16 protein-coding genes and 1 pseudogene are annotated in these 18,019 nt (G+C 68.3%); 10 read left to right on the top strand and 7 right to left on the bottom strand.

Translation table 11 applies throughout. The annotated features are described in order from the left end of the window. The first annotated feature begins 28 nt into the window (after positions 1-28). Entirely contained in the window at positions 29-499 is a 471-nt protein-coding gene (locus E3T42_RS07780; RefSeq protein WP_134365649.1) for a universal stress protein, read from the top strand. 296 nt (positions 500-795) lie between these two features. On the opposite strand, the gene E3T42_RS07775 is transcribed toward E3T42_RS07780, so the two are convergent. Beyond that, positions 796-1,173: a PGPGW domain-containing protein gene (locus tag E3T42_RS07775; protein ID WP_134365648.1), complete on the bottom strand. Its 378-nt coding sequence runs from the start codon at positions 1,171-1,173 to the stop codon at positions 796-798. Between the two features lie 154 nt (positions 1,174-1,327). On the opposite strand from E3T42_RS07775, the gene E3T42_RS07770 reads away from it, so the two are divergent. From E3T42_RS07770 to E3T42_RS07760, 3 genes are all read left to right on the top strand, one after another. Then, a complete protein-coding gene (locus E3T42_RS07770) occupies positions 1,328-2,008 on the top strand; it encodes an NADPH-dependent F420 reductase (RefSeq protein ID WP_134402775.1) in 681 nt (226 codons plus the stop codon). A 90-nt stretch (positions 2,009-2,098) separates the two neighbouring features. After that, positions 2,099-2,509: an Hsp20/alpha crystallin family protein gene (locus E3T42_RS07765; protein WP_134365646.1), complete on the top strand. Its 411-nt coding sequence runs from the start codon at positions 2,099-2,101 to the stop codon at positions 2,507-2,509. A 261-nt stretch (positions 2,510-2,770) separates the two neighbouring features. Then, positions 2,771-4,915 carry a hypothetical protein gene (locus tag E3T42_RS07760; RefSeq protein WP_198418098.1) on the top strand — a complete coding sequence of 715 codons (2,145 nt, stop codon included), beginning with the start codon at positions 2,771-2,773 and terminating at the stop codon, positions 4,913-4,915. 44 nt (positions 4,916-4,959) lie between these two features. Here the strand turns inward: E3T42_RS07760 and E3T42_RS07755 are convergent. Next, a pseudogene (locus tag E3T42_RS07755) lies at positions 4,960-5,358 on the bottom strand (arsenate reductase ArsC); the annotation flags it as partial. Next, on the bottom strand, positions 5,355-6,533 hold the full coding sequence (arsB, locus tag E3T42_RS07750) for an ACR3 family arsenite efflux transporter (protein ID WP_134365644.1): 1,179 nt from the start codon (positions 6,531-6,533) through the stop codon (positions 5,355-5,357). The gene arsB and the pseudogene E3T42_RS07755, both read right to left, overlap by 4 nt. Positions 6,534-6,631: 98 nt before the next feature. On the opposite strand from arsB, the gene E3T42_RS07745 reads away from it, so the two are divergent. Both E3T42_RS07745 and E3T42_RS07740 read left to right on the top strand, forming a co-directional pair. Continuing rightward, positions 6,632-7,003: a helix-turn-helix transcriptional regulator gene (locus E3T42_RS07745; protein WP_134365643.1), complete on the top strand. Its 372-nt coding sequence runs from the start codon at positions 6,632-6,634 to the stop codon at positions 7,001-7,003. A 255-nt stretch (positions 7,004-7,258) separates the two neighbouring features. Next, a complete protein-coding gene (locus E3T42_RS07740; RefSeq protein ID WP_198415962.1) occupies positions 7,259-8,080 on the top strand; it encodes a M23 family metallopeptidase in 822 nt (273 codons plus the stop codon). 124 nt (positions 8,081-8,204) lie between these two features. Here E3T42_RS07740 and E3T42_RS17610 read toward each other — a convergent pair whose 3' ends face one another. The 4 genes from E3T42_RS17610 to xylA form a co-directional block, all read right to left on the bottom strand. After that, the gene (locus E3T42_RS17610) at positions 8,205-8,720 is read right to left on the bottom strand and encodes a CHY zinc finger protein (protein WP_134402774.1); all 516 of its coding nucleotides are present in this window, start codon (positions 8,718-8,720) and stop codon (positions 8,205-8,207) included. A gap of 117 nt (positions 8,721-8,837) precedes the next feature. Further along, a complete protein-coding gene (locus E3T42_RS07730; RefSeq protein ID WP_134365137.1) occupies positions 8,838-9,728 on the bottom strand; it encodes a thioredoxin domain-containing protein in 891 nt (296 codons plus the stop codon). A 115-nt stretch (positions 9,729-9,843) separates the two neighbouring features. After that, a complete protein-coding gene (locus E3T42_RS07725) occupies positions 9,844-11,454 on the bottom strand; it encodes an FGGY family carbohydrate kinase (RefSeq protein WP_134402773.1) in 1,611 nt (536 codons plus the stop codon). 297 nt (positions 11,455-11,751) lie between these two features. Beyond that, entirely contained in the window at positions 11,752-12,942 is a 1,191-nt protein-coding gene (gene xylA / locus E3T42_RS07720) for a xylose isomerase (RefSeq protein WP_134402772.1), read from the bottom strand. Positions 12,943-13,264: 322 nt separating this feature from the next. On the opposite strand from xylA, the gene chvE reads away from it, so the two are divergent. The 4 genes from chvE to E3T42_RS07700 all read left to right on the top strand — a co-directional run bounded on the left by chvE (position 13,265) and on the right by E3T42_RS07700 (position 17,924). Continuing rightward, the gene (chvE, locus tag E3T42_RS07715; RefSeq protein ID WP_134402771.1) at positions 13,265-14,383 is read left to right on the top strand and encodes a multiple monosaccharide ABC transporter substrate-binding protein; all 1,119 of its coding nucleotides are present in this window, start codon (positions 13,265-13,267) and stop codon (positions 14,381-14,383) included. Positions 14,384-14,487: 104 nt separating this feature from the next. After that, positions 14,488-16,017, top strand: coding sequence for a multiple monosaccharide ABC transporter ATP-binding protein (gene mmsA, locus E3T42_RS07710; protein ID WP_134402770.1), 1,530 nt, complete (start codon positions 14,488-14,490; stop codon positions 16,015-16,017). A gap of 6 nt (positions 16,018-16,023) precedes the next feature. Then, positions 16,024-17,208 (top strand): multiple monosaccharide ABC transporter permease, encoded by a 1,185-nt coding sequence (gene mmsB, locus E3T42_RS07705; RefSeq protein ID WP_134402769.1) that lies wholly within the window; start codon positions 16,024-16,026, stop codon positions 17,206-17,208. Between the two features lie 80 nt (positions 17,209-17,288). Beyond that, complete coding sequence (locus E3T42_RS07700) at positions 17,289-17,924, top strand: sugar O-acetyltransferase (protein ID WP_198415941.1); 636 nt, start codon at positions 17,289-17,291, stop codon at positions 17,922-17,924. Positions 17,925-18,019: the final 95 nt, after the last annotated feature.

Here is an 18,019-nt window from a genome sequence, read left to right as displayed (position 1 = left end):
AAGGCCCGGCCAGGAGTAGCGTGGGGTCATGTCGGACCTACAGCCAGAACAGCCCCCGCTCCCTCCGAACAGCATCGTGGTCGGCCACGATGGGTCGGACTACGCCACCCATGCCCTGAGCGCCGCCCTCGAGATCGCCGGGCAGTTGCACGCGCCCGTCGTGGTGGTGCGCGCCTGGTCCATTGACACGGCCTCGCGGCCGGCCAACTGGGAATTCGGCTACGTCTCCTCCCTCGAGGAGTATGCCGAGGCGGTGCGCGACGAACTTGCCCGCGATGTGCGCGCCGAGGTGGCGAAGCATCCGGATGTCGAGGTCGACTACCGCGCCGTCTACGCGAGCCCGGTGAAGTGCCTGACCGAGATCGCCAAGGGTGCACGGATGCTCGTGGTGGGCCCCCGAGGTCGCGGCGGCCTGGCCGGCATGCTGCTCGGCTCGGTCAGTGAGCAGTGCGTGCGGCACGCGAAGTGCCCCGTGCTGGTCGTGCGTCCGACCAGCTGACCGTAGTTCCGCCCATCGGCACCTCTGTCGTCGGGGCGTCGGGGCGCTGACGCGTCGAGGCACTGACGCGTCGAGGCACTGACGCGTCGAGGCGCTGACGCGTCGAGGCGCTGAACCAATTCGACGGAGATTTTTCGGAAAAGGGCTCTGTCGCCGGAGTGTCGGGCCCGTTTCGGCCGGTTCTGGTCAAAATCTCCGTCGAATTCGTTAGGGGAGCGGGGCCGGGCCGGGCATAGCGGGGCGCCCGCTTCGGCCGTGGCGCTCGTCGCCGACGGAGAGAGCCCGGCGTGCCGGGCCTAGGCGGATTCGATTCCGTAGGCGCGCGGTGAGCGGTCGGCGCGCCGGGCCCTGGCCGCGGCTCGCCGGGTCTTCCACCAGCCCCAGACGCTGGTGAGGATGCGCCGGAGCAGCACGCCGACGCGGTGCGCGGCGGGGAACTCCGTGCCCAGGATGGCGATCCCGAGGAACACGACCAGCCAGCCGGGCCCGGGCAGGGGCACAAGCAGGAGACCGAGGGTGACCACGAACGCGCCGAGCAGGCCGACGGCCAGCCGGTACAGCCAGCGGATGCGCGGATACCGCTCCACCCAGGCCCGGCACCGGCGCAGCAACCGCCGGATGGGATGGTGCGAACCGCTGCCTTGGTCGATCTCGCGCTGGAGGGTGTCGGACATGCGTTCAGGCTAGGTCGGGTGCCTGTGAACCGGCTGCGTCACATCCGTTGGCGTCATCTCGCCCCAGTGGCGCGAACGCGGTCATAATGCACGAGAGAATCACTCGGACTGAGCCGGCCCAACCTCACCTGCACGACATGAAGGAGTACCGATCATGAAGATTGCCCTTCTGGGTACGGGAACCGTGGGGCGGATGCTGGGAGCGGCGCTGGCCGGGCAGGGCCACGAGGTCACGCTCGGCACCCGGGACCCGGCCGGCACACTGGCCCGGGTGGGCGCGGACGCGATGGAGAGCCCGCCGATCTCGGAGTGGTTCACGGCGCATCCCGGGATCGGCCTGGCCCGCTTCGCCCGCGCGGCCGAAGCCACCGAACTGGTGGTGAACGCCACCAACGGCGCGGCCTCGCTCACCGTGCCGGCCCGCACCGGGGCCGGCAACCTGGCCGGCAAGGTGCTGCTGGACATCGCCAATCCGCTGGACTTCTCGCACGGGATGCCGCCGTCGCTCACGGTCTGCAACCGGGATTCACTGGGCGAGCAGATCCATCGGGCCTATCCCGTGGCGAAGGTGGTCAAGTCGCTCAACACGATGAGCGCCGCTCTGATGATGAACCCGGGCCTGGTGGCCGGGGGCGAGCACAGCGTCTTCGTGTCGGGCAACGACGCCGAGGCGAAGAAGACGGTGACCGCTCTGCTGACCGATCTGGGGCACACGGATGTGATCGACCTCGGCGACATCACGACCGCGCGGACCTCGGAAATGTTGCTGCCGATCTGGCTGAGGCTGTGGGGAGCCCTCGGCACCCCCTTGCTGAACTTCAAGATCGTGCGCTGAGGCGCACCGGCACGGCCGAGCGCGCCGCCGTGCCGCGGGGTACTGTATGCGGCATCCGGAGCAACACAGGAACATGGAGGAGACATCATCATGGCTGCCATTGCAAAACGCGAACGTTTCGAAATGCCGGAGCCCGTCCGGCGCTTCTTCGAGGGGGACTGGGACACCCCGACCATGCGGGTGGAGGAGTTCCGCGACGGCAACAGTCTCGTGATCAAGGCGGAAATGCCCGGCATCGACCCGGAGAAGGATGTCGACATCTCCGTGAGCGAGGGAGTGCTGCACATCCAGGCGCAGCGGGAGGAAAAATCCGAGTACAAGGGCAAGGACGGCTACCGGTCCGAATTCCGGTACGGGTCGTTCCTGCGGGACATCGCGCTGCCGCGGGGGTGCAAGGAAGAGGAAGTGACGGCCTCCTATCGGGACGGCATGCTCGAGGTGCGAGTGCCGGTGCCCGAGCAGGCGGAGTCGAGCAAAAAGGTTCCGGTCATCCGAAGCTGAGCCACACGGATGCGTCCGGTCGGGTTGAGCGGAGCGGATCTGTTCCGCAGGTTCTCCCCTGGAACCCGCCCGACAGTGCCCGTTCCGGTCGAGAGTGCCCGCTGTGCGAGTCACTCTCGACCGGAACGGGCACTTTCACGGTCGCGTCCGGTCGGACCCCGAATGGGGGACGTAATCGACCGATTCTCTTGACAGGCCGCACCTTAACCGGTTTAGTTGGGACTACTGAACCGGTTCAACGCTCGAACCAGGAGAGAAGACATGACGTACAACGCTGTTCGCTCACACACGACACGATCTCGATCGACCAGGAAGACCGTGGCCCTCGCCGCCGCGGTTTCGATGATCCTGATGGGAGCCGGGACCGCCGCCGCGGCCGCATCGCCGCCCGGCAACATCCGTTCCGCGCCGGCGGCCTCCGCGCCGTCGACCCAGCCGTCGCCCCAACCGTCGACCCCGCCGCTGACCAACCTGTCCCACCTCGACTTCTTGCTCGACACCGTGCCGTTGACCGCCCTGCCGGAGCACACGACCTACCGTCTCGCCGAGCAGCCTACCGCGCAGGCGCCGTGGACCTACTCGAACAAGTTGGCGGACGGAACCTACGACCGGGTCGGCGGCGGGTCGCTCGACCCCGCGACCGGGCACTGGAGCCAGGGTGCGTTCAACGCCGACGACATCGCCCGCACGGCGGTCGTCTACCTGCGCCACTGGCAGCTGACCGGCGACGCCGCCAGCCGGGAACACGCGCTGCAGACGCTGCGCTCCCTGACCTACCTGCAGACCGCGAGCGGGCCGAACGCCGGCAACGTCGTGCTCTGGCAGCAGGCCGACGGCACCCTGACGCCCAGCGCCACCCCGGTGGAACTGCCCGACCCGAGCGACTCGGCCGAGTCCTACTGGGTGGCCCGCACCGTCTGGGCCCTCGGCGAGGGCTACGCGGCGTTCAAGGACGCCGACCCCGAGTTCGCCGCGTTCCTGCAGGAGCGGCTGCACCTCTCACTCGACTCCCTCGAGCGCCAGTCGCTCGGCAAGCACGACACCTTTGACATCGCCGACGGCGTGAAGGTGCCGGCCTGGCTGATCGCGGGCGGGGCGGATGCCTCCGCCGAGGCCGCCCTCGGCCTCTCCGCCTACGTCGTGGCCGCCCCGGCCGACGAATCCGCGCGCACCGCCCTCACCCAGCTCACGGAAGGTGTCGCCGCGATGTCCTCCGGCTCCGCCAGCCAGTGGCCCTTCGGCGCGATCATGCCCTGGAACAAGTCGCAGACCCTCTGGCACGCGTGGGGTGGGCTCACCCCGGCATCCGTCGCCACCGCCTCTACCGTGCTCGGCCGCTCCGACCTGCTCGCCGCCGCCGTCAAGGACACCGCCCAGTTCACCCCGCAGCTGCTCGCCGCGGGCGGACCGGACAACGCCTGGAGCCCCACTCCCGGCGAAGCGCAGATCGCCTACGGCGTGGACTCCCGCGTGCAGGGACTCGTCGCGACCGCGAAGGCCGCGAACGCCCCCGGTCTGATCGACCTGGCGGCCGTGACCGCCGGCTGGTTCTTCGGCGCCAACCCCAACGGCGCCCCGGCCTACAACCCGGCCACGGGAACCTCCATCGACGGCATCGAGCAGGACGGCCGTCTCAACCCCAACTCGGGCGCTGAATCCACCATCCACGCCCTGATGACCATGCTCACCCTGGACGCGAACCCGGTGCTGAAGGCGAAGGCCCTCGGCATCGACAAGACCGTCGCGACCGTCGGGCTGAGCGTCGTCGAGGCCGAGTCCGGCACCATCTCCGGCAGCGGAACCGTGGTGCGGCCGCCGTCCTCCTGGACCGGCGAGGCCAACATCTCCGGCGGCGCCTACGTGGCCCTGGCCGCGGGGGACTCGCTCCGCATCCCCGTCCCTGCCGCCGACCAGACCCGCAATGTGTACCCGATCGTGAACCAGACCGAGGCGGCTTCCGGCGCAACGGCCTGGTCCTCCGCCACGGCGACACTGGGCAGCACGGATAACGGCGGCGCGGGGGCACAGGGCATCACGGATGCCCCGGGACGCCTGTTCCCGCTCTCGCTGCAGCAGGCGCTCCCGGCCGCGGACACCGCGGTCGTCGGGGCTGCCGACGGGGCGGCATCCGTTGACGCGCTGCTGATTCAGCCGCTCATCTCGTCGATCTCGGTGACCGGGCCGGCTGGGGACTCCACCGTCTACGTCAGCGCGGCGAACGCGCCGACCGTGCGCACGGTGCTCGTGCCGCGCGGATACCGGCTGGAGCAGCAGGCCTTCGACAACACCGGCAAGCCGATCGCGCCCACCCGCGCCGACATGAAGGCCGACAAGAAGGCGTCGAAGACGGGTGCCGTGACCGTTCTCGCTGGCGGCTTCACCGTGACGAAGCTGGTGCTCAAGTAGAGCGGCTTCTTCGCCGGGGCCCACACTGTGGCGTGGGGGTCNGCGGGGAGGATCTCGGCGAGCAGGGCCTGGATGCGGGCCTTGATCTCGTCGCGGATCGGGCGCACGGATTCGATGCCCTGGCCGGCCGGGTCGGCGAGTTCCCAGTCCTCGTAGCGCTTGCCGGGGAAGATCGGGCAGGTGTCGCCGCAGCCCATGGTGATCACGACATCCGATTCCTTGACGGCCTCGGTGGTGAGGATCTTCGGCACGTTGTGGGCGATGTCGATGCCCTCCTCGGCCATGGCCTCGATCGCGACCGGGTTGATCTGGTCCTTGGGCGCCGAGCCGGCGGAGAGCACCTCGACGCGGCCCGCGGAGAGAGCCGTCATGTAGCCGGCGGCCATCTGGGAGCGGCCCGCGTTGTGCACGCAGACGAAGAGAACGGTGGGCTTGTCGGTCATGATCGCGGTTCCAATTCGGTTGTGGGGGAGGGGTGTCCGGTGTCGCCAGACGGATGCCGGGTGTCACTGGGGAACAGGCGGGGCCGCAGCCAGAGGGCCACGTAGACGAGGGCGACCAGGGCCGGGACCTCGATCAGCGGGCCGACGATGCCGGCCAGGGCCTGGCCGCTGGTGGCGCCGAAGGTGCCGATGGCAACGGCGATCGCCAGTTCGAAGTTGTTGCCGGCCGCCGTGAATGCGAGGGTCGTGGTGCGCGCGTAGGCGAGGCCGGCGATTTTTCCGGTCACGAATCCGGCGGCGAACATGATGGCGAAGTAGGCCAGCAGCGGCAAGGCGATGCGGGCCACGTCGAAGGGCCGCTCGATCACCTGGCTGCCCTGCAGTGCGAACAGGAGCACGATCGTGAACAGCAGGCCGTAGAGGGCGAACGGGCCCACCTTCGGCAGGAACCGGGACTCGTACCAGGCGCGCCCGCGGGTGGCCTCGCCGACCCGGCGGGACAGATAGCCGGCCAGCAGCGGGATGCCGAGGAAAACGAGCACGCTGACCGTGATCGCCCCGATCGAGAAGTCCGCGCTCGTGGTCGACAGGCCGAGCCAGGCCGGGAGCACCTGGAGGTAGAACCAGCCCAGGGCGGCGAAGGCCAGCACCTGGAAGACGGAGTTGAGCGCCACCAGGAACGCGGCCGCCTCTCGGTCGCCGCAGGCCAGGTCGTTCCAGATCAGCACCATGGCGATGCAGCGGGCGAGGCCCACGACGATCAGGCCGGTGCGGTATTCGGGCAGGTCCGGCAGGAAGATCCAGGCGAGGGCGAACATCAGCGCCGGGCCGACGAGCCAGTTCAGCACCAGCGACGAGACCAGGAGCCGCCGGTCGCCGGCGACGGCGCGGGCATCCGAGTAGCGCACCTTCGCCAGCACCGGATACATCATCACGAGCAAGCCGACAGCGATCGGCACGCTGACCGAGCCGATCGTGAACGCGCTGAGCAGGTCGCCGACACCCGGCGCGAACACCGCCAGGAGCAGTCCCGCGGCCATGGCGGCGAGGATCCAGACCGGCAGGAGCCGGTCGGTGGCGCCGAGCTGCGCCGGGGCGTCGGGCTGTGCGCCCGGCTGGGCGTCGTGCTGAAGGGAGGGCCGTGCGGAAACGGCGGGTGGTTCGGGGGAAGGCATCTGGCTCCATCAGCATCCGTGGCATAAAATCGACGTGCGTCGATAGGGAGTCTGACCAACGCATCGATGGATGTCAATTTATGGGGGATACTGTTCACATGTCGTTCACCGTTGCCCCTCCCGCGCCGGACTCGACGCCCGTCGACACGGACACCGCCGCCTGCTGCGCGCCGGCCAGCCGTGAGGCGATCGGGGCAGCGGATGCCGAGAAGCTCGCCCGGTCGCTAAAGGCCGTCGCCGACCCGGCCCGGCTGCGCCTGGTGTCGCTCGTGGCGGCGCACGCCGACGAGGAAGCCTGCGTCTGCGACCTGACCGAACCGCTCGGACTCAGCCAGCCCACCGTGTCGCACCACCTCAAGGTGCTGGTGGATGCCGGAATCCTGACCCGCGACAAGCGCGGCACCTGGGCGTATTACCGCCTTGTTCCCGGGGCTCTCGACTCGCTGGCGGGGTTACTCGCCGGTCTCTGAACCCGTTGTCCGGGCGAAATAAAACAGCCCGGAGCACACTTTTTAATTTGACGCCAGACCTTGCATTCTCAGGATAGCGAGGTATTCTCAAGTCTTGCGTGCCCGGCCCCCGACGTCCGGACGCGCCCTGGACACTTCCCCTGGGGGAGCGTCGTTCCCGTGGGCCTCGATCCGCGCCGCGAACGCCTGTTCCGTCTGAGTGAGGATCCATCCTCACCTGACCCGCGTAGCCGCGCTGACGAGAGTTGTTTTACCATGCCCATTCGCACATTCCGCCTGCCCACCGCCCTCCGGCGGAAGGGGCCCGCCCCCGCCCCTGCAGCGACGGACACCCGAGCCCGGCGGCCGTTCCGGGCCCTGCCGCTGGCGGCCGCCGTCGCCATGCTCCTGGCCGGACTCCTCACCGCGACCCTCGCCATTCCGGCGCAGGCCTCGGAACTCGACCACGCGTCGGGCCTGCCCAACGGCGTGCCGCCCGCCGTCGCCATCGGGCCGGCACAGAGCCTGCCCGCCAGCACGGCGACCACGGATCTAATCCAGCGCGACGGGTTCTCCGTCACGGAGGCCGCCGCTCCGGCCCCCGTCGCAGCCCCGGCCGCGAGCGCAGCAGCAGCCCCGGCTCCCGCCGCCCCCGCCCCGGTGCAGCCTGCCATCCGCTGGCCGTTCCCCTCGGCCGTGCGCCTGTCCGACACCTTCGGCCCGAGGGAAGCGCCCTGCGACGGATGCTCCACCTTCCACAAGGGACTTGACATGCTCCCCGGCGAGGGCGCTGCGGTCGGCGCGGTCGCGGACGGCGTGGTTCGGTCCGCCTCGGCCTCCGATGACGGCGGCCTCGGCGTTCACGTTGTGATCGACCACACGGTGGACGGGCGACTCGTGAGCAGCGTCTACGCGCACTTCCAGGCCGGCTCGCTGCAGGTGTCTCCCGGCCAGTCCATCACCGTCGGGCAGCACCTCGGCAATGTGGGCAGCACCGGGCAGAGCACCGGCCCCCACCTGCACTTCGAGATCCTGCTCGACGGGGTCACCCCCACCGACCCGTACGCCTGGCTGATGCAGTACGCCGGCGCGATGTAGCTTGCTGCCGCGCGCTGTCACGCGCTTCCGCCGGGGGCCGGCGCGAGGACCGTGGCGAGTGCGGTGCTCGCGGGGCCTGCGATGAGCCCGGGCGATGAGCCCCGCGCGGATCCTGGCGAGAACGTCAGGCGAGCGCCTCGGGGACGTCGAAGTACAGGTGGGCGTGGGTGCGGCATCCGTCGTTGAAGGCCGCGTCGCACCGGGGGCACCGGTCGGTCTCGCGGTAGTCGGCGATCGACAGGGTGTCGCCGCAGGCGCCGCAGAGGATGGCGTGTTCCGCCCAGCGATCGGCCGGCCACTGCCGGGCCGGATGCGTCTCGGCGGCCGCGTGGCACTGATAGCACGGGTAGAAACGCTCGCAGCAGACGAACTTGATGGCCACGACGTCCCGCTCGGTGCGGTAGTGCGCGCAGCGCGTCTGGTCATCGACGGTCTGGCCGTGCACCGTATGCTCCTGCGCCGGGTCTGCGGGCGCCGGCTCTGCGGGCGCCGGCTCTGCGGGCGCCGGCTGGCCGTGCTCGGTCCGGCCGTGCACGGTTTGGCTGGGCACCGGGCGGTCGTCGACGGCCTTTCCGTTCGCCGACCCTTCGGGCACCGGTCGCGAGGTCGCGGGGTCGGTCTCAGGATCGGTCTCGTGCATGCCGGTCCTTCCGCTTCGTCTCGTTCGCCGAGTTCGCCACTTCCGGTCGATCACGCCAGGTGTGCCTGACGATCTCGACCGGAAGTGGCGAACTCGAGTGCTGCTGCCACTCGGCTGCTACTTGGCCGGTGCGGCGGTGGCCTGGGCGGTCACGAAGCTCTCGAAAGCGGCCGGGTCGTCGAGGGCACCCGTGTAGGCGACACCGTTGACGAGCACGGTGGGCGTGCCCTTGATCTGCTTGATGTCGGCGTTGGGCAGCGGTCCCTTGAGAGCGCGATCGGTCGACGCGGCGACCCAGTCGGTGAAGGTCTGGTCGGTGATGCAGCCGGCCACATCCTTGTCGGTGACCCCGGCATCCGTGACCAGGCTGACGATTTGCTTGTCGGTCAGGCCGGTGGTCTGCTCGGCCGGCTGGTTCTTGAACAGTGCCGTGTTCACGGCGAGGAAGGAGTCCGGCTGGAAGTTCGCGACGCAGGCCGCGGCGTTGGCCGCCCGGGTCGGGTACTTGCTGCCGGCCGAGCCCTGGTCGAGGATCGAGATCGGGTGGAATTCGAGGGTCGCGTTGCCGGCGGACACCCAGGTGGCGATCTGCTCGCCGTTCGTCGCCTCGAACTGGCCGCAGAACGGGCACAGGTAGTCCGCGTAGATCGCGATGTTGGCGGTGTCGGTCATCTTCGACTGGTCCGTCGCGATGGGCTTCGCGTCGGCGGCGAGCGCGTCGGTCGTAACCGCGGTGATCGAGGTGCCGTCGCCGGTGAGCAGGATGCCGTCGCTCGCCATGTTCGCCGGGCGGACCGCGGCCGAGCCCGGGCCGGTGCTGTTCACGATCACGAGGGTGACGATCACGGCGGCGGCGATGATGCCGGCGCCGATGCCGCCGCGCAGCAGCCAGCGCTTGCGCTTATCGCGCTTCTGCTGTTCCTCGCGCATCAGGCGGGCGCTCTCGCGCGCCGCGTCCCGGCGGTCTTTTTTCGGGGGGACTGGCTTGCCGTAGGCATTGCTATTCATGGACTCTGTGCACCGTTTCGTCGCGACTGACTCGTCGTTTGGCTTGTCGTTCCAAGGTTAGAGGGTCAGAAACGCGTGGGGGTGGCCACCGGCTGTGAGGCGCCTGTGAGCCGAGTCAGGGCTGTGTCCGGTGGGCGACATACTGGGCACGGATGACGGGGCGGAAGTCCGATTCCGGCTCGGCGGCGAGGGAGACCGGCCAAACCGGCCGATGACCCGTGAGCGTCCAGGCAGCCTGCGCGGCGGCGCCGTCCGCGACATATTCGCCGGGGGTGGGCACGACGACCCGGGCGTCGAACACTTCCGCGGCGATCGTGCGCACGGCCGGGTTCTGGGCCGCGCCCCCGATCAGGAGGATGCGGCGGACCTCAACCCCCTGGGCACGCACCGCGTCGAGGCCGTCGGCGAGGCCGCAGAGCAGTCCCTCGATGGCGGCGCGGGCGAGTCCGGGCCGGGTGGCCGAGGCGAGGGTGAGGCCGAACAGGGAGGCGGTTGCGTCGGGCAGATTCGGTGTGCGCTCGCCCTCGAAGTATGGCTGGAGCACGAGCCCGTGTGCGCCGGGTCGGGCCTCGAGCGCGAGCCGGCCGAGCTCGTCGTGGTCCACGCCGAGCAGCCCGCACACGGCGTCGAGCACCCGGGCCGCATTGAGAGTCGCGACCAGGGGGAGGAAGAGCCCGCCGGCGTCGGCGAAGCCGGCGACCGTGCCGGTGGAATCCGCGACCGGGTGGTCGGTGACCGCGAAGACGGTGCCGCTGGTCCCGATCGACACGATCACGTCGCCGTCGGCCGCTCCGAGGCCGAGCGCGGCCCCGGCATTGTCTCCGGCGCCGGCGCCAACCGCGATGCCCGCTGGGATCGAATTCGACGGAGATTTTGCTGCAAAAGGTGCGTTTTCGGTGGTTTCGCACCCAGATTCGTCAAAATCTCCGTCGAATTGGTTCGGGCCAGCGACGTTTGCCGCTGCCGCTGCCGCTGCCGCTGCCGCAGAGGCTGCGCCACCGGCGTTGGCGACGGGCGCGACGGGCGCGACGGGCGCGACGGGCGCGACGGTGAGGCTCACGGTCGTGCCGGCGGAGTCACCGGGTCCGAGCACCCGCGGCAGGATCGCGGCGTGCCCGAGGGCTCGTTCGAACAGGTCGAGGTCGTATTCGCCGGTCAGGGGCGACCAATAGCCGGTGCCGCTCGCGTCGGAGCGGTCGGTGGTCAGGGCGGTGAGGTTCGGGCCGAGGGGGCTCGTGGCGGTCGGGCCGTAGCCGAGCAGCCGCCAGGTGAGCCAGTCGTGCGGCAGGGCGACTGCGGCGACCCGGGCCGCATTGGCGGGTTCGGCATCCCGCAGCCAGCGCAGTTTGGTGGCCGTGAACGAGGCGACCGGTACGACGCCGGTGCGGCGCGCGTACTCCCCGGCGCCCACCTCGGCAATCAGGGCGGTGGCGGCAGGGGCGCTGCGGGTGTCGTTCCAGAGCAGGGCCGGGCGGATGACCTGGCCGGCCCGGTCGAGCACGACCATGCCGTGCTGCTGCGCCGCAATGGAGATCGCGGCCACGTTCTCGAGCCCGCCGGCATCGAGAAGCGCGGAGTTCAAGGCGTCCCACCAGACCTGCGGGTCGACCTCGGTGCCGTCCGGATGCGCCGCGCGCCCGCTGCGCACGAGGGCACCGGTTACGGCATCCCGGATGACGACCTTGCAGCTTTGGGTCGAGGAATCGACTCCGGCAACCAGTGTCATGGCTATATTCTCCGCTCGGTTGGTGGTGGGTCAGGTGCATAACTCCTGCAATTCCTGTCCGGGGAAACCGGAGGCCGCGGAATTCCGGGTGCGGGCGAGCCTGCGCCGTCGAATTCCAGGAGTTATGCGCGGGGTGGGGTGGCAAAACGGGAGAGACGGTGCTGCGGCGGCCGCGGGGCCAACTCAGGAGAAACGGATGCCGCGGGCCAGGGCGCCGCGGACCCGGTGCGGGATCCCGGGACTCGCCCGGCGGCATCCGTTGGATCTCCTGACTTGGCCACAGGGGGCCGGGGCTGGCTAGCGCGCGCCGAGCAGGTGTTCGAGGGCCAGCTGCTGCAGCCGCACGAAGCCGAAGCCCTTGCCGCCGAAGTACGCGTCCGTGTCGAAGTCCTCGTAGGAGGCGCGGTCTGCGATCAGGTCGTCGTAGCTTTCGCCGGCGGCGAGGGTCGGCAGGGCCAGTTCCGGCACCAGCGACGCGGCGAGCATCTGCTGCACCTCGGGGTCGGCGCGGAACGCCCGGGCGCGTTCCTTGAGCAGCAGGTAGGTCTGGATGTTCGCGGACGCCGAGTCCCACACGCCGGTGATGTCCTCGGTGCGGCTGGGCTTGTAATCGAAGTGGCGCGGCCCGTCGTAGGCGGGGCCGCCGTTCGGGCCGCCGTTCTCGAGCAGGTCGACGAGAGCGAACGCATTGTGCAGATCGCCGTGGCCGAAGACCAGGTCCTGGTCGTACTTGATACCGCGCTGGCCGTTGAGGTCGATGTGGAACAGCTTGCCCTGGTAGAGCGCCTGGGCGATGCCGGCGGCGAAGTTGAGTCCGGCCATCTGCTCGTGGCCGACCTCGGGGTTCACGCCGACCAGTTCGGGCCGGTCGAGGGTGGTGATGAAGGCCATCGCGTGCCCGACCGTCGGCAGCAGGATGTCGCCGCGGGGTTCGTTCGGCTTCGGCTCGATCGCGAAGCGGATGTCGTACCCCTTGTCGGTGACGTAGTCGCCGAGCAGGTTGACGGCTTCGCGGTAGCGCTCGAGGGCCGAACGGATGTCCTTGGCCGAGTCGTACTCGGCGCCCTCGCGGCCGCCCCACATCACGAACGTCTTCGCGCCGAGCTCGGCGGCGAGGTCGAGGTTGCGCAGCACCTTGCGGAGCGCGAAGCGGCGCACGTTGCGGTCGTTCGAGGTGAAGCCGCCGTCCTTGAAGACCGGCGCGCTGAACAGGTTGGTCGTGATCATCGGAATGATCAGGCCGGTGTCGGCGCAGGCCTGCTTGACCCGGTCGATCTGGGACTGGCGGGCGGCATCCGTGGAACCGAAGGCGAACAGGTCGTCATCGTGGAAGGTCAGGCCATAGGCACCGATCCGGGCCAGGTTCTCGACGGCGTCGACGACGTCGAGCGGCGGACGGGTCGGCCCTCCGAACGGGTCGGCGCCGTTGTAGCCGATGGTCCAGAGGCCAAAGGAGAACTTGTCTTCGGGGGTGGGCGTGAGCGCCATGGTGATCCTTCTCTGTCAGCAACGTCGATGATTTGTTGTAGCTAGAAACATATTAGACGAAACTCCGGCCATGCGCCACCGCGTGGGCAGGGCTTCTAGAAATCGAGCCTCTGTCAGCTTTTGTAGAAGCTGTCAACAAATACATCAAAATACTGCGGTTAACGAAAATCATGGCCTTTGAGGTAAATCCTGCAAAGGCGGTGCTATATGTTGGGCACGTCAACATAAGCGGCAACGCCGAGGTGTTGACTCCGCGTCACAAGGAGGTACCGGCAGTTCTGCCTCCTCGTGCGATCACAGCATTCAGAGAAGAAAGCAGATCATGACGACAACCAAGAAGCTGTTGACGATCGTTGCCACGGGAGCCTTCGCGCTCTCCCTCGCGGCGTGTTCGAGCAGCACTCCCTCCGCCGGCGGCACGGGAGCGGCCATCGCCGACTGCAACGTGGGCATTTCCATGCCGACCCGCAGCCTCGAGCGTTGGATCAATGATGGAGAGGGCCTCAAGACCCAGCTGGAAGGGGCGGGCTGCACCGTCGACCTGCAGTACGCCGACAATAAGACCGACCAGCAGATCAGCCAGATCCAGAACCAGGTTGCCGGCGGGGCCAAGATCCTCGTCATCGCGGCGATCGACGGCAAGGTCCTCTCTCCCGTCCTCGCGGAAGCCAAGAAGCAGGATGCCACGGTCATCGCCTACGACCGGTTGATCAACGGCACCAAGGATGTCGACTACTACGCGACCTTCGACAACTACAAGGTCGGACAGCTGCAGGGCGAGTACATCGCGGCCCAGCTCGGACTGAAGGACGGCAAGGGCCCGTTCAACCTCGAACCGTTCGCCGGAAGCCCCGACGACAACAACGCCAAGTTCTTCTTCTCCGGGGCCTGGGACGTGCTGTTGCCCTACGTTGAGAGCGGCCAGCTCGTCGTCCCCAGCGGCAAGGCGCCCACGAGCAACGACTCCTGGACCACGATCGGGATTCAGGGCTGGGCGTCCGACAAGGCCCAGGCCGAGATGGACAACCGCCTGTCCTCTTTCTACGGCAACGGCGCCAAGGTCAACGTCGTTCTCTCCCCGAATGACAGCCTTGCGGTCGGTATCGAAGCATCCCTGAAGTCCGCCGGCTACACACCCGGCGCCGACTACCCGCTGATCACCGGGCAGGACGCAGACAAGGCCAACGTCAAGGCCATCCTCGACGGTGCGCAGTCAATGACGGTCTGGAAGGACACCCGCACGCTCGGCGCGCAGGTCTTCACGATGATCCAGTCGATCGCCGCCGGTGACAAGGTCGAGGTCAACGACACCAAGACCTACGACAATGGCAAGAAGGTCGTTCCGTCCTTCCTGCTCGACCCGGTGGTCGTCACCAAGGACGACGTGCAGACGATGCTCGTCGACTCCGGCTTCGTCAAGGCCTCGGACGTAGGCCTGTAGCCGACCGGTCATTTCAGTATCACCACGGTGGCGGCGGCTCCTCGCGGCCCCGCCGCCACCGTGACCCACGAACACAGACGAACACGCTGACAGGAGCGCCAGTCATGAATGGTCCGATTCTTCGGATGCTGGACATCAAGAAAGACTTCAGCGGGGTGAAGGCGCTCGACGGCGTCTCGATCGAAGTCGCGCGAGGCGAGGTTCACGGCATCTGCGGTGAGAACGGCGCCGGCAAGTCAACCCTGATGAAAGTGCTCAGCGGCGTCTACCCGTACGGCAGCTACGGGGGTGTGATCGAGTTCGAGGGTGAGGAGGCTCAGTTCAAGACCATCAACGACAGTGAAGCCGTCGGCATCGTCATCATCCACCAGGAGCTGGCGTTGAGCCCGCACCTCTCTATCGCGGAGAACATTTTCCTCGGCAACGAGAATGCCACCCGCGGGGTGATCGACTGGAACAAGACCAATCTGGACGCGTCGAGCCTGTTGGCGCGGGTTGGCCTGAACGAGAACCCGGCGACCAAGGTGCTCGAGCTCGGCGTGGGCAAACAACAACTGGTCGAGATCGCCAAGGCCCTCTCCAAGCGCGTGAAGCTGCTTATCCTGGACGAGCCCACCGCGGCGCTCAACGACGAGGACTCCGACCACCTGCTCGACCTGCTCGACCACCTGCGCGGCCAGGGCATCACCTGCATCATCATTTCGCACAAGCTCAGGGAGATCCGCCGGATCGCAGACACCGTCACCGTCATCCGGGACGGAAAGACGATCGAGACGATCGACATGCACGGCGAGGATGCGACGGAGACCCGGATCATCCGTTCGATGGTCGGCCGCGACCTGAACAGCCTGTTCCCGCCCAGGGAGCCCCGGATCGGCGAGGAGATCCTCCGGGTCGAGGACTGGACGGTGTACCACCCGGTCGACACCGGCCGCCTGGTCGTCGACCACGCATCGTTCACGGTGCGCGCCGGAGAGGTGGTCGGCTTCGCCGGCCTGATGGGTGCCGGGCGCACCGAGCTCTTCATGAGCATCTTCGGCCGTTCCTACGGCACCAATATCTCCGGCCGGATCTACAAGAACGGCAAGGAGATCTCGGTGCGCACTGTGGAGGAGGCGATCCGAAACGGCATCGCTTACGCCACGGAGGACCGCAAGAAGTACGGTCTCAACCTGATCGGCGACATCACCGTGAACGTCTCGGCGGCGGCGCTCGCCACGCTGGCGAAGTTCGGTGTGATCGATCGCCACCGCGAATACAAGGTCGCCGAGACGTACCGCACCCGGATGAACATCAAGGCGCCGAGCGTCTCGTCCATAACCGGCAAGCTCTCCGGTGGAAATCAGCAGAAGGTGGTGCTGTCGAAATGGATCTTCGCCGGCCCCGACGTTCTCTTCCTGGACGAACCCACCCGAGGCATCGACGTCGGCGCCAAGTTCGAGATCTACGGCATCATCAACGAGCTCGCCGCAGCGGGCAAGGCCGTCGTCGTGATCTCATCGGAGCTGCCCGAGCTGCTCGGGATCTCAGACCGTATCTACGCCATCTCGGACGGCCGGATCACCGGCGAAGTCGCCGCGGCGGAGGCCACCCAGGAATCTCTCATGCACTACATGACTGCGGGAAGGGACTAAACCGCAATGACCACCACACTTCCAGCCAAGCGCAAGCCCCAGCTGGCAATCAACTTCCGTCAGTACGGCATCCTCGCCGCCCTGGTCGCGATCATCGTTCTCTTCCAGGTGCTCACGCACGGCCGGCTGCTGCTGCCCGGCAACGTCAACAACCTGATCCAGCAGAACGCGTATGTCCTCATCCTCGCCGTCGGCATGGTCGTGGTGATCATCGCCGGCCACATCGATCTCTCCGTCGGCTCGGTGGTCGCGATGGTCGGCGCGGTCTCGGCGATCGCGACGAACGGGTGGGGCTTCCCCTGGTGGGCATCCGTGCTTCTCGCCCTGGTCGTCGGAGCCCTGGTCGGCGCCTGGCAGGGCTTCTGGGTGGCCTTCGTCGGCATCCCGGCCTTCATCGTCACCCTCGCGGGAATGCTGATCTTCCGGGGGCTCACCCTCGTGCTGCTGACCGGGGGCACCATCAGCGGGCTGTCCGACCAGTTCACCGCGATCGGCGCCGGCTGGCTGCCCGGATTCCTCGGCGAGCTCGGCGGACGTGACGTGCTCACCCTCGGGCTGGGCCTCGTCACCTGCGTCGCTCTCATCCTGCAGCAGCTGCGCACCCGGGCGACCCTGCGCCGGCTGGAACTTCCCCGCGAAACGCTGACGCAGCTCTGGCTGAAGACCGGCGTCGCCGTCGTGGCGATCATGTGGCTCGCCTGGCTGCTCTCCGGCTACAGCGGCACCCCGATCATCCTGATCATCCTGGCCGTGCTGATCCTCCTCTACACGTTCATGCTCAACCAGACGGTGTTCGGCCGGCACGTGTACGCCATCGGCGGAAACCTCTTCGCCGCCATGATGAGCGGCGTCAAGACGAAGTGGGTCAACTTCTACGTCTTCGTCAACATGGGCGTGCTGGCCGGCCTGGCCGGTGTCGTGAGCACGGCGCGCGCGGGAGGAGCGGTGGCCTCGGCCGGGCAGAACTACGAACTCGACGCGATCGCGGCGGTCTTCATCGGCGGCGCGGCGGTGCAGGGCGGCGTGGGCACCGTCGTCGGCGCCATCGTCGGTGGCCTGGTGATGGGCGTGCTCAACATGGGCCTGTCGATCCTGTCGGTGGATGCCGCCTGGCAGATGGCCATCAAGGGGCTGGTACTCCTGCTCGCGGTCGCGTTCGACATCTTCAACAAGCGCCGCGGCGGCCGCTGACGGCGCACCGATCGCCACCTGACGGGCTCCGGCGCGCACGGCGCCGGGGCCCGTGTTGTCTGAGGATTAGGATTATGTTTATGGATCAAACAAATCGTCCCACGCCGGATCCCGAGCGCTCGGAGTACGACAAGATGGTGGCGGGGGACTGGTACCGGTATCGTGCCGGCCCCGAACTCGCCGAGATGACCATCGCCACGCAGCGCACCTGTCGGCGGATCACCGCTCTCTTCGATGAGGATCGGGATGCAGCCCAGGCGCTGTTCGTCGACATGCTCGGCACGGCCGGGGACGTACTGGACTTCCGGCCGCCGCTGTACCTGGACTACGGCTCGCGGCTGCACGTGGGCGCCGACACCTTCATCAACGCCGACTTCCTGACCCTCGGCGGCGGGGAGATCACGATCGGGCGGAACGTCCTGATCGGGCCCAGCGCCCGCCTGTATACCCCGATCCACGCGCTCGACATCGACGAGCGACGGGCCGGCTACGAGCGGGTGCTGCCGATCCATATCGGCGACGACGTGTGGCTCGGCGGCAACGTCGTGGTGTGCCCCGGCGTCACCATCGGTGCCGGCAGCGTGATCGGCGCCGGCTCCGTCGTCACCCGCGACGTGCCGCCGGGAGTAATCGCCGTCGGCAACCCGGCCCGCGTCGTTCGCACGCTCGAGCCGGGCGAACAGGCCGAACCGGGCGAGGCCGCGCCCGAGGACTAGGAGCGTGTGTCAGTAACGCCTATTCGAAGTTGATGCGACGAGATCCGGGCCGATTTGGCCGCAGCGGGCGGGGCGTTGCTGTGGCGGTCGTCGTG

The sequence above is a fragment of the Cryobacterium sp. TMT4-10 genome (genome assembly GCF_004403275.1).
Taxonomy (GTDB): domain Bacteria; phylum Actinomycetota; class Actinomycetes; order Actinomycetales; family Microbacteriaceae; genus Cryobacterium; species Cryobacterium shii.
The sequence above is the reverse complement of the archived record's forward strand: the minus strand, read 5'-3'. Positions and strand labels throughout refer to the sequence as shown.

Excerpts from the sequence above, each read along its gene's own strand:
- E3T42_RS07770 (WP_134402775.1), top strand. The coding sequence starts at position 1,328 with ATGAAGATTGCCCTTCTGGGTACGGGAACCGTGGGGCGGATGCTGGGA.
- E3T42_RS07740 (WP_198415962.1), top strand. The coding sequence starts at position 7,259 with ATGCCCATTCGCACATTCCGCCTGCCCACCGCCCTCCGGCGGAAGGGG.
- mmsA (WP_134402770.1), top strand. The coding sequence starts at position 14,488 with ATGAATGGTCCGATTCTTCGGATGCTGGACATCAAGAAAGACTTCAGC.
- xylA (WP_134402772.1), bottom strand. The coding sequence starts at position 12,942 with ATGGCGCTCACGCCCACCCCCGAAGACAAGTTCTCCTTTGGCCTCTGG.
- E3T42_RS07760 (WP_198418098.1), top strand. The coding sequence starts at position 2,771 with ATGACGTACAACGCTGTTCGCTCACACACGACACGATCTCGATCGACC.
- arsB (WP_134365644.1), bottom strand. The coding sequence starts at position 6,533 with ATGCCTTCCCCCGAACCACCCGCCGTTTCCGCACGGCCCTCCCTTCAG.
- chvE (WP_134402771.1), top strand. The coding sequence starts at position 13,265 with ATGACGACAACCAAGAAGCTGTTGACGATCGTTGCCACGGGAGCCTTC.
- E3T42_RS17610 (WP_134402774.1), bottom strand. The coding sequence starts at position 8,720 with ATGCACGAGACCGATCCTGAGACCGACCCCGCGACCTCGCGACCGGTG.
- E3T42_RS07730 (WP_134365137.1), bottom strand. The coding sequence starts at position 9,728 with ATGAATAGCAATGCCTACGGCAAGCCAGTCCCCCCGAAAAAAGACCGC.
- E3T42_RS07765 (WP_134365646.1), top strand. The coding sequence starts at position 2,099 with ATGGCTGCCATTGCAAAACGCGAACGTTTCGAAATGCCGGAGCCCGTC.
- E3T42_RS07780 (WP_134365649.1), top strand. The coding sequence starts at position 29 with ATGTCGGACCTACAGCCAGAACAGCCCCCGCTCCCTCCGAACAGCATC.
- mmsB (WP_134402769.1), top strand. The coding sequence starts at position 16,024 with ATGACCACCACACTTCCAGCCAAGCGCAAGCCCCAGCTGGCAATCAAC.
- E3T42_RS07775 (WP_134365648.1), bottom strand. The coding sequence starts at position 1,173 with ATGTCCGACACCCTCCAGCGCGAGATCGACCAAGGCAGCGGTTCGCAC.
- E3T42_RS07700 (WP_198415941.1), top strand. The coding sequence starts at position 17,289 with ATGGATCAAACAAATCGTCCCACGCCGGATCCCGAGCGCTCGGAGTAC.
- E3T42_RS07725 (WP_134402773.1), bottom strand. The coding sequence starts at position 11,454 with ATGACACTGGTTGCCGGAGTCGATTCCTCGACCCAAAGCTGCAAGGTC.
- E3T42_RS07745 (WP_134365643.1), top strand. The coding sequence starts at position 6,632 with ATGTCGTTCACCGTTGCCCCTCCCGCGCCGGACTCGACGCCCGTCGAC.